The 8,666-nt window shown below is 54.9% G+C and carries 13 protein-coding genes and 1 pseudogene; 6 read left to right on the forward strand and 8 right to left on the reverse strand.

The annotated features are described in order from the left end of the window. Window positions 1-137: 137 nt before the first annotated feature. The 3 genes from GXB78_RS27050 to GXB78_RS27060 all read right to left on the reverse strand — a co-directional run bounded on the left by GXB78_RS27050 (window position 138) and on the right by GXB78_RS27060 (window position 3,703). Window positions 138-1,796 (reverse strand): arylsulfatase, encoded by a 1,659-nt coding sequence (locus GXB78_RS27050; RefSeq protein WP_329517718.1) that lies wholly within the window; start codon window positions 1,794-1,796, stop codon window positions 138-140. A gap of 292 nt (window positions 1,797-2,088) precedes the next feature. Next, window positions 2,089-2,538 carry a hypothetical protein gene (locus GXB78_RS27055; protein WP_329517719.1) on the reverse strand — a complete coding sequence of 150 codons (450 nt, stop codon included), beginning with the start codon at window positions 2,536-2,538 and terminating at the stop codon, window positions 2,089-2,091. A gap of 118 nt (window positions 2,539-2,656) precedes the next feature. Next, window positions 2,657-3,703, reverse strand: coding sequence for an HAD family hydrolase (locus GXB78_RS27060; RefSeq protein ID WP_329517730.1), 1,047 nt, complete (start codon window positions 3,701-3,703; stop codon window positions 2,657-2,659). 229 nt (window positions 3,704-3,932) lie between these two features. Between GXB78_RS27060 and GXB78_RS27065 the strand changes: the two genes are divergently transcribed. Next, the gene (locus GXB78_RS27065) at window positions 3,933-4,379 is read left to right on the forward strand and encodes a hypothetical protein (RefSeq protein ID WP_329517720.1); all 447 of its coding nucleotides are present in this window, start codon (window positions 3,933-3,935) and stop codon (window positions 4,377-4,379) included. 24 nt (window positions 4,380-4,403) lie between these two features. Here the strand turns inward: GXB78_RS27065 and GXB78_RS27070 are convergent, their stop codons facing one another. Next, window positions 4,404-4,592: a MarC family protein gene (locus tag GXB78_RS27070; RefSeq protein ID WP_329517721.1), complete on the reverse strand. Its 189-nt coding sequence runs from the start codon at window positions 4,590-4,592 to the stop codon at window positions 4,404-4,406. 78 nt (window positions 4,593-4,670) lie between these two features. Further along, the gene (locus GXB78_RS27075; RefSeq protein WP_329517722.1) at window positions 4,671-4,823 is read right to left on the reverse strand and encodes a MarC family protein; all 153 of its coding nucleotides are present in this window, start codon (window positions 4,821-4,823) and stop codon (window positions 4,671-4,673) included. 226 nt (window positions 4,824-5,049) lie between these two features. On the opposite strand from GXB78_RS27075, the gene GXB78_RS27080 reads away from it, so the two are divergent. After that, complete coding sequence (locus GXB78_RS27080; RefSeq protein ID WP_016773801.1) at window positions 5,050-5,370, forward strand: YbjQ family protein; 321 nt, start codon at window positions 5,050-5,052, stop codon at window positions 5,368-5,370. Window positions 5,371-5,427: 57 nt separating this feature from the next. Here the strand turns inward: GXB78_RS27080 and GXB78_RS27085 are convergent, their stop codons facing one another. Then, window positions 5,428-5,706, reverse strand: coding sequence for a hypothetical protein (locus tag GXB78_RS27085; protein WP_329517723.1), 279 nt, complete (start codon window positions 5,704-5,706; stop codon window positions 5,428-5,430). A gap of 221 nt (window positions 5,707-5,927) precedes the next feature. On the opposite strand from GXB78_RS27085, the gene GXB78_RS27090 reads away from it, so the two are divergent. The 4 genes from GXB78_RS27090 to GXB78_RS27105 all read left to right on the forward strand — a co-directional run bounded on the left by GXB78_RS27090 (window position 5,928) and on the right by GXB78_RS27105 (window position 7,641). Continuing rightward, window positions 5,928-6,116: a hypothetical protein gene (locus GXB78_RS27090; RefSeq protein ID WP_329517724.1), complete on the forward strand. Its 189-nt coding sequence runs from the start codon at window positions 5,928-5,930 to the stop codon at window positions 6,114-6,116. Between the two features lie 312 nt (window positions 6,117-6,428). Then, complete coding sequence (locus GXB78_RS27095) at window positions 6,429-6,800, forward strand: hypothetical protein (protein ID WP_016773803.1); 372 nt, start codon at window positions 6,429-6,431, stop codon at window positions 6,798-6,800. A gap of 135 nt (window positions 6,801-6,935) precedes the next feature. After that, window positions 6,936-7,355, forward strand: coding sequence for a YMGG-like glycine zipper-containing protein (locus GXB78_RS27100; RefSeq protein ID WP_329517725.1), 420 nt, complete (start codon window positions 6,936-6,938; stop codon window positions 7,353-7,355). Window positions 7,356-7,473: 118 nt separating this feature from the next. Next, window positions 7,474-7,641, forward strand: coding sequence for a hypothetical protein (locus GXB78_RS27105; protein ID WP_165839224.1), 168 nt, complete (start codon window positions 7,474-7,476; stop codon window positions 7,639-7,641). An 89-nt stretch (window positions 7,642-7,730) separates the two neighbouring features. Here GXB78_RS27105 and GXB78_RS27110 read toward each other — a convergent pair whose 3' ends face one another. Both GXB78_RS27110 and GXB78_RS27115 read right to left on the reverse strand, forming a co-directional pair. Continuing rightward, window positions 7,731-8,156, reverse strand: a complete 426-nt coding sequence (locus GXB78_RS27110; protein ID WP_329517726.1) for a DUF6896 domain-containing protein — start codon at window positions 8,154-8,156, stop codon at window positions 7,731-7,733. Further along, window positions 8,153-8,666: pseudogene (locus tag GXB78_RS27115) on the reverse strand (ParB N-terminal domain-containing protein); the annotation flags it as partial. The pseudogene GXB78_RS27115 and the gene GXB78_RS27110, both read right to left, overlap by 4 nt.

Raw genomic sequence — 8,666 nt, forward strand, 5'->3', positions numbered from 1 at the left:
GGTCGCCTCCCGCTTGCCGGATTTGATTTCCGGTCGTACGTCGCCCTTCAATTGATTCGAGTGACTTCCCACAAACGCATAAGTTGTTACTCGCCAAGTGGCGCCCTTGAACAAGGACGCCACGTATTGCGGTTTACCTAATTTCCGTTTGGAAGGGGCAGGTGGATGCCCTCTTTCTGAAGTTCCTCGCGAACGGATTGGAATTTCTGGTATTTCGATATTTCCATCGGGCCGTCATACCCCATGCTTTGCAGTTTGCGCGGCGGGTACTTGACGTAGGTTTGCATGAGGGCATTGATTGCCTGAGTGATCGGCACCATGGTCCAGGTGCGCTCGGTAAAATTGGTCATGAACAAGTCATAACGCTCTTGCGGGTCCTGGTACAGGTCGAAAATCTGTGGCACTCCGGCTACATATTTGCTGGCACCTTTCCAGCCCAGGTTGGTGTCCACGGCCAGACCACCGGTTTGGGCACCATTATCACCACGCAGGTTGAATACCGCCTTGTAGTTGCCAACGCGGGCTGCACCCGGGGAGAGTTCGTTCTCTGTGAAATAGAACCACTCCTTGCGTGGAGAAGGTCCGTTGCCGGTGAGTACGGGTGTCATGTCGTAGCTGTCGAACACCATCGGTTGACCTTCACGATCCTTCTCGGGCAGTTTCACCCCGGCAACAGAAGCGAACGTTGCCATCAAGTCGAGGCCACCAAGGATCTCGTGGTTTTTTGTATTCGGCTTGATCTTGCTTGGCCAGACGGCAATGGCCGGCACTCGGTTACCGCCTTCACGCACGGTGCCCTTGGTACCGCGGAACGGGGTATAACCGGCATCTGGATAAACATCCTGCCAGGCGCCGTTGTCAGTGGTGTAGACCACCAGGGTGTTTTTATCGAGGCCAAGCGCCTTGAGCTTGTCCATGATGCGGCCGATGCGGGTATCAAGTTCGACCACCGAGTCGGCGTACTTGGACTTGGACATCGATTTGTGAACGAACTCCGGTGCCGGCAGGTTCGGTTGGTGCACTTTCATGAAGTTGACGTTGATGAAAAATGGCTTGTCCGACTTCGCCGCTGTGTCGAGGAATTCCAACGCCGCTTTTTCGACGTAGCCGTCAAAGAACGGAATGCCGACGACACCGGGTTTGCCGTCTACGACAGGTGTGTCCACATATTGGCCGTTGACCTTGAACTCTTCGATTGGTTTTTCACCGGCTTTGCCGGACAACGCGCCCTTGGTGACCTTTTGAAACATTGCTCGGGTTTCCGCGTCCATGTCCGGGAACCATTCGGGGTCGGCATAGGTGTAGGCGTTGAGATGGTACAGGCCGACGTACTTCATCACGTCATAGCCCTGGGCATTGGGCAGTGCGTAGTCGGCTTCGCCCAGATGCCATTTGCCGGTGAAGTAGGTGTCGTAGCCACCGGTCTTGAGCACTGAAGCCAGGGTCCATTCGGCTGCGGGCAAGCCACCGCCCTGGCCCTGGAAAGCCACAGTCGTCATGCCGCTACGATTGGGGATGCGCCCTGTTTGCATGGCCGCGCGACCCGGCGTGCAGCTTGGTTGGGCATAAAAAGAGTAAAAAGTTACGCCTTCTGCCGCCAGCTCATCGATGCTGGGCGTCGGCATGCCGCGACCGACCCCACCGCCGTACGGGCCAAGGTCGCCATAGCCGGTATCGTCGGAGACGATGAACAGAATGTTGGTTTTTTCCGTCTGGGCCGCGTGTGCCAGTCCGTTGAAGGACAAAAGTGCAGCAAAAGCCATTGATAGTTTGAAACGATCCGATAGTTGTTGCATACCAAATTCCTCGTTGTTTCAGAGTGTTGGCAAACGATGACGAGTGCACATCTATCCTTTGTGCATCGACCACCGTGCAATTTGCCCAGGTAGTGCATACAGAATCATTTCCCCCGTGTTACATGACCTTGCACGATTAAGGCGCATCAGGAGTCTAGTGCGGTTTTTTTACCTGCAAGTGCCGACCATCATTTTTTTGCGCGGGTGTGTAACATCAGAGTTACTCCTTGGAAAGAGACTTCCCGAATACACGCGCCAATACAACAACTTGACTTAAAGTATCTTGCGCGGTTTATCGAGCCGCGCGTGCAACGTCGCCGCAGAAAATATCGGCGTTGCCGTCTTCGGGGGCTGTACGTACGACTACCGAGTACTTTCCGGAAAGCAGGTCTGAAAGAGCTATCGGTGCGCTTCGGTAAAAGGTCCATCCGCCGGTGCCTGTATTGGCTTCAGTGTTGACCTTGTCGTTCATGGCGAACGCCGCTGGGCCGGGTTGCTGGCAGCTACCTTTATTGATAAAGGTATAAATGCGCGGCGGCAGCGAGGTGCCGTCCGGGACACCGCTGACGTAGAAGTCGAAGTTGGTTTGATTGCCCTCCGCAGTCAATGTGGTCGTGGCGGTATGACCAGGGTTTTTGTGGGTCGCCGCCAAAGGAAGATTCACTGATCGGTTTGCAGAACTGGTGCAGCCAAAAAGACTTGCGGTGATCAATAACGCTGACAACGGAAGACAGGTTTTCATTGCCAACCTCCAATATGGAAGAAGTGCGGTGGGGAATACAGGTATAGCTCGATAACGTCGCGTGACAATATTGAACATCTGTTTCCAGATTCTAATGCTGCATTGCTGCCGCTGCGATTCACTCAAACGCAAAAATCTTTTTCCAGTCCTTTTTCATGCTGATTACAACCCAGCCTTCATTGTTGGCCTGGGTATATAACGATTCGGTAAAACTGCCCACCTTGGTATCGGGTAGTCCTTGTGCAGGGCCATAGGCGTATTCACGTTCGGCGTCGTCATGCAGCACCAGCATCGCCAGGCGCGCACCCTTGCCGGCTTTGGCGTACTCCAGCATTTGCCTGTCGCCGGTAGAATTGCCGAAGGCGGCAACTGGCTGCCGACCGACCAGCAGGTAAATGTTCTCCGGTTTGCCCGCGTCATTATCGTTGAGCAGTATCTTCGGTTGCTTGATCAGCTGCGGTTTACCGCTGTTGTCATAACCATACTCGGTGGCCCCGGCACTACCGACTACCTGCTCGGGGGGCACCCCATAGACCTCTTCAGAGTACGCTCGAACGAAATCCTGGCCGCCACCCGTGACAATGTAGGTTTTGTAACCGTGATCTCGCAGGTATTGCATGACTTCCTTCATCGGCTGATAGGTCAGCTCGGTAAAGGGTCGCTTCCAGCGCGGGTCTTTGGCTTTGGCGAGCCAGGCATGGACCTGCTGTTTGAACTCGTCCGTGGGCATGCCGCTCAGGGTGACCATGGCAATTTTCAGGTAGTCATCCAGGGTCAGTTTCGCCATGGCGGCATGATCCCCCGACAGCACGGTCTTGAAGGGTTCGACCTTGGCCAGCTCGGGTTTTGCCGCCACTGCGTCTGGGACTCGGCTCAGGCAGTAGAACAATTGACCATAGGCCGGGTGTTCGACCCATAAAGTGCCGTCCTGGTCGAACGTTGCGATACGCTCGGCCGGCGACACGAACTGGGTACCGCCTTCCTTGGTCGTCGCCTGGACGAACTCAACGATGGCTTGTTTGGCCGGCCCTTCATTCCAGGAGGCCAAAGGTTCGGCAGCGAACACTGCCGTCGATGCTATAAGGCCCAGTCCCAATGCAGTCAGAGATGAGCCGGTGCGGTTAACTGAGGCCATGCAGTTGCAGATGCGCTGTACCAATATCATCCATTGCATAATGTCCACCCTTGATTGGATTGGTCATTCGTTGGTGGTTGCATGGCTGCTCATGACAATGACTACAGCAGTCAGTGGAAATCCAGTGTAGATGCTTCGGTAACAGGGGTAGGGTGGTTCGCTGTTTTTTTTAAAAACGGATCTGCGGACGATGCAAGACAAAGTTGTCGGCTATACCAATAGCCACGCCGTGCACTTCTTGCATCGATGGAGGTTGCCAATGAAACATCCGATTCCGCTTGCAGCGCTATTGATCACCGCAAGTCTCTTGGGCTGCAGCAATTCATCCAGACCCGCTACGACACTTGCCTTGAAAGCTACCCAGCAGAATGCCGGCCAGATCGCCAATACCACGCTGACAACCGTCAATGATGAAACCAACTTCGACTTCTCTATCTCGGGCGTTCCGGACGGGACGACATTACCTCTGCGCCTCTATACGTTTATCAACAAAGGCAGCTGCCAACAGCCTGGTCCGGTTGCTTACGACATGAACAACAGGATTACTACCCAAAGGACGGCCGGAGCAGGCTGGACATTTTTCCGAAGTGCGCCTGTGCCCGTGGCTGAACTGACGTCCGGAAATTACTCCGTTGTTATCCGTACTACACCGGAAGACGGCAATATCGATCTTTTTTGCGGGGATATTGCGCAAGCGGCGCAGTGAAACGCTACGGTGAGTAAATCAGTCCTACTTCGCTACTCCGTTGAGTAGCACCCCATACGACTGAAGAAACTCGACCGTCCCGTGGAAGATCAAGCCTACCCCCATCGCCGAAACGAAAAAACCGCCTATCCGGGTCGCGGCATCAATGCCTTGCGGGCCAATCTTTTTGAGGATGGTATTGGCGTAAGCCAAAGACAGATAGGTGAGGAACATGGTCGCAGATTGCCAGTGCCACCACGGCAAAGGACAGTATGGCGTGCTCGGAATCCTTGATGACGCTAGTCAGGCCGATCACTGTGGCGATGGCGCTGGGGCGACACGACGCTGTTCGTGGACGTCCTTGTCTTGCAGCAGGCCGAGGAAAACCGGGATGGCCTCAAGTGGATTGATGATTGCCAGCAGGGTGGTGAACATGCCGAAAAACAGGGTGAGATACGCGTTCATGGAGGTCTGCCAAGTGCGTTGGGGACCGACTCACCATAGCTGGCCCAGAACAGTTCGCCTCAACCATTGCGGTAAACCCAGGAATGGCGGATTGGCAATTACAGAGAGGTATCAGATGGATGAAGGCAGATTCGGGCGATGCCGCGTTGTTTCAATCAAGTGAATGCTTCCGGACGAATGGGCCTTACAATCGCCGCCTTCACTTTTGCAGTAAAAGGACGACTTGATGATCATCTCCACCACTCATTCCGTCGAGGGGCGGCAGATCACCGCCTATCTGGACATTGTCAGCGCCGAGTCTGTGCAAGGCGTCAACGTTATCCGCGATATGTTCGCGGGCATGCGCGACTTCTTTGGCGGGCGGTCGCAGACTTTGGAGCGTGCTCTTAAAGAAGCACGTATTCAGGCCACCGATGAATTGAAAGATCGAGCGCGGGCACTGCAAGCTGACGCGGTAGTCGGCGTGGACTTCGAGATCAGCATGCCGGCAGGCAAGGGTGGCATGGTGGTCGTGTTCGTGACGGGCACTGCGGTGAAGCTGCGCTGATTATCGCCTTCAAGGCAAAGCCCATTCTCGACAGGCAATGGGCTTTTTTCGCGTCAATCAGCCTTGTGGCTTGAGAATCACTGCACCTCTTGCGTCATAGGTCAGCGGTGTGTCGATGGCGACGAGCGGCGGCGTCCCGTCAGGTTGAGCCGATGGCGCCGGCTCGCTCGGATGGTAGATCACGCCGGGCTGTAAAATCGGTTTGTCTGGATAGGTGATCGTGATTTCACCGGAAGCGATCTTTTCCTTTAGTTTTTCCGCAGCGGCCTTGCCGGCAGCGATCTGCTCATCCGTGAGTTTTACAACTGGCATGTTGGGGAATCCGTTGATCTGCATGACCTCTCCTTGAGATTCATTTGTAGGAATAAGGGCAGCGGCCGTTCGATGGAAATCTTTAGCGAATGATCGCTTGCGACGCTTATTTCCATTCGTCGGTGATCAGCCTTTCTGAACGGCAAGTCCAGTAGTGACCAGCTAGTCTCAAAAACGCTGGGGGCCGATATTTTTCAGGCAGAACTGTTTTGCCGGTGTCGGCCCGGTTGCATAGGGGAGAGTCTATGTCAGGTCCATTTATCGAAGATGATGGCGCAGAGTTTTCATTCAACAACTGTGTGCGCTGCGGTCAATCGGAGTATCAGTCGGGTTTTGGCGAAGATCCGGTCAGCATCGGCAAAATCAAATCCACCGCCCCCAAAGGGCCGAAAGCGAAATTCCTGCCCAAGGTCACGGCAAGGAACAGAAAGTGATTTCATCCCGTACCCCGTCACCGCACGGGGTTTTTTATGCGCGCACAAATGCCGGTTTGAAATGCCGGGCGGGCGTTGACATTAATGTCGGTTTTTTTTCACAAACTTTTCACGTTGGTCAACGTAGGGTGAAGCCATCCGTTAGAAAGCAAGTCTCCAGCCCGTCTCCCCAGCGGGCTTTTTTTTGTCCGTCATAAAACCTTTTCCCTGATTGCGGTCCAATCGACGCTGTCGCCTGCGTCTGGACTTTCCTGCGCCGAGCGCATTAAATCCCGCTCCTTCTGGTCATCCTGTTTATTTGAGGTTTTCGTCATGCGTTTAACATTGCCTGCTCTGGTTCTTGGCCTTCTGGTTGCTCAAGGTGCGATGGCTGCCGGTGATGGCACCGCGGCGTTGGGCGGTGGCCTGGGTGGCGCACTGGGCAACGTGGTTGGTCAGAAAATGGGCGGCAGCACCGGTGCCGCGATTGGCGCCGGCGTTGCGGGCGCAGCGGGCAGTGCAGTCGCCGCACGCAAGGGCAGCCGCACCAAAGCGGCGATCGGCGGCGGTGTCGGTGCGGCCGGCGGCTCGGTGATCGGCAACAGCCTGGGCGGCCGCAACGGCGCCACCATCGGCGCGGGTCTGGGCGGTGCGGCTGGCGGTGCGGTCGGCAGCAACCTGGGCAAAGGTCACAAGCGCCACTGAGCCTGATTGCTGGTCAGATAAAGCCCGACTCGATGTCGGGCTTTTTCATGGCTGAACGTTTCGTCCGAAATTATCTCCAATCTGCATACGCCCCGCTTGGGCGGACTGTCCCGATTCGGGAACTGCGAGGTTCATATGCGATTGTCATTATCTGCACTGTTTTTTGGCTTGTTCGTGGCGCAGGGCGCGATGGCGGCCGGAGACGGCACCGCTGCCGTAGGCGGTGGTCTCGGCGGTGCGCTGGGTAATGTGGTTGGCGGACAACTCGGCGGCAGTACGGGCGCGGCGGTCGGCGCAGGTGTCGGCGGCGCGGCCGGCAGCGCCGTCGGCGCGAACAAACGCAACCGCACCGAAGCCGCAATCGGCGGCGGTCTTGGCGCAGCAGGCGGCTCGGTCGTCGGCAACAGCCTCGGCGGCTCCACCGGCTCCGCCATTGGCGCAGGCCTGGGCGGCGCAGCGGGCGGGGCGGTGGGTAACAATCTTGGTGGCGATGACGATGGACATCATCCCGGCGGTCACAAGCACAAGAACAAACACAAAAATAAACATCGCTGATTCAGCAACGGAAACCCGGCCCGGCGCCGGGTTTTTCGTGTCTGGCCGTCAGGCAGAGGAACGATTGGCCGTAGGGCTTTTCGAACGTCATACATCCCACACGCTCAAGAGGTTCGCCATGACTCCTGAAACCGAAGGCAAAGAAGAGAAGGGCCCTAATGGGCTGCCGTTTATCAATGATCCGGGCAGTGAAGATCCTGGATCGGTGACGGATGATGCGACGGTGCCGTTGAATGATGCGGATGAGGCGGATATGGAGTATGAGGAGGATGGGGATGAGCAGTAATCTACTCTTAGATTGAATTCCAGGGCCTATAATTTTAGGCCCTTTAAGTATATTTGGAACTTCAGGAGTGTAATTTCATCTGGTGTTGCTCAGCAATGAGGATCACCTGTGAGGACATAAAGGCTGTCAGATGCCGACATTTTTTCAATCTTCTTTGACAAAATCAGTTCGTCAAATTCTTTTTCGAGTATTTTCTTGTCGCAAAATTTTTTATACGTAAGTGGTCTGTCCAACGCATAGATGTAGAGCCGCCATACGTCAAATCCGTCAGTTCTGCTGTTGAACCCATAGTCGAAATTCACTGATTCAGTAGCGAAGTGAACAATGCAGCCAACTCCATGGAGTTCATACTGAGTTTCGCTAGTTATGTCGCCGCAACGTTGTATTTGGTTGCTGCGCCAAAGCCTGAGAATATTTCTCGTACCAAATTTTTTCTCGAGTAGCACTGTCGCATTCTCAACCTTGGCGAGAAAGTCGTTAATGAGATATACAATGTCGTTGCGCTGTTTGTTCATCTTCTTCTGCGGTGCTCCAGTCTGTCATTGCCAACGTTATCGGCTGATTCTAGTACTTCCTCAATAGTGTTTAAGGTGCCGTGATGGTCTCGTATGTTGGTTATCAGCTGTATTGTAACTTCTGTAGAGGTTTGTCGTGCGGCAGAAGCTCGATGATGGCCGTCCAGAATGTAAAGCGTGCCGTTGTGTTCAGCAACATCGATGGGGTGATCGCTATTAAATCCATTGCTTCGCATGTCATCTCTCATTAGCTCGACTAGTTTGGTGGAGGTTTTGCCCATAAGCGCATGTGTTCGTTTCAGTGTTTTGGGGTCTACGCCATGAGGTAATCGTGGTAATTGGGGCTCCCCCTCATCAACCTTAACCCCATCACTCGCCCCCGGCACCTCACACCCAGGCTTCTTCGGCGGCGGGCAATTGGACGTCAACCCCAACGGATCCACCCACCCCGTCGGATTCGGCACGTACTGGTACTGATTCAACCCGCCCGCGAGCTTCACCGGGTCCGGT

Source organism: Pseudomonas moraviensis subsp. stanleyae, from assembly GCF_036283065.1.
In the GTDB taxonomy this organism is placed as follows: domain Bacteria; phylum Pseudomonadota; class Gammaproteobacteria; order Pseudomonadales; family Pseudomonadaceae; genus Aquipseudomonas; species Aquipseudomonas stanleyae.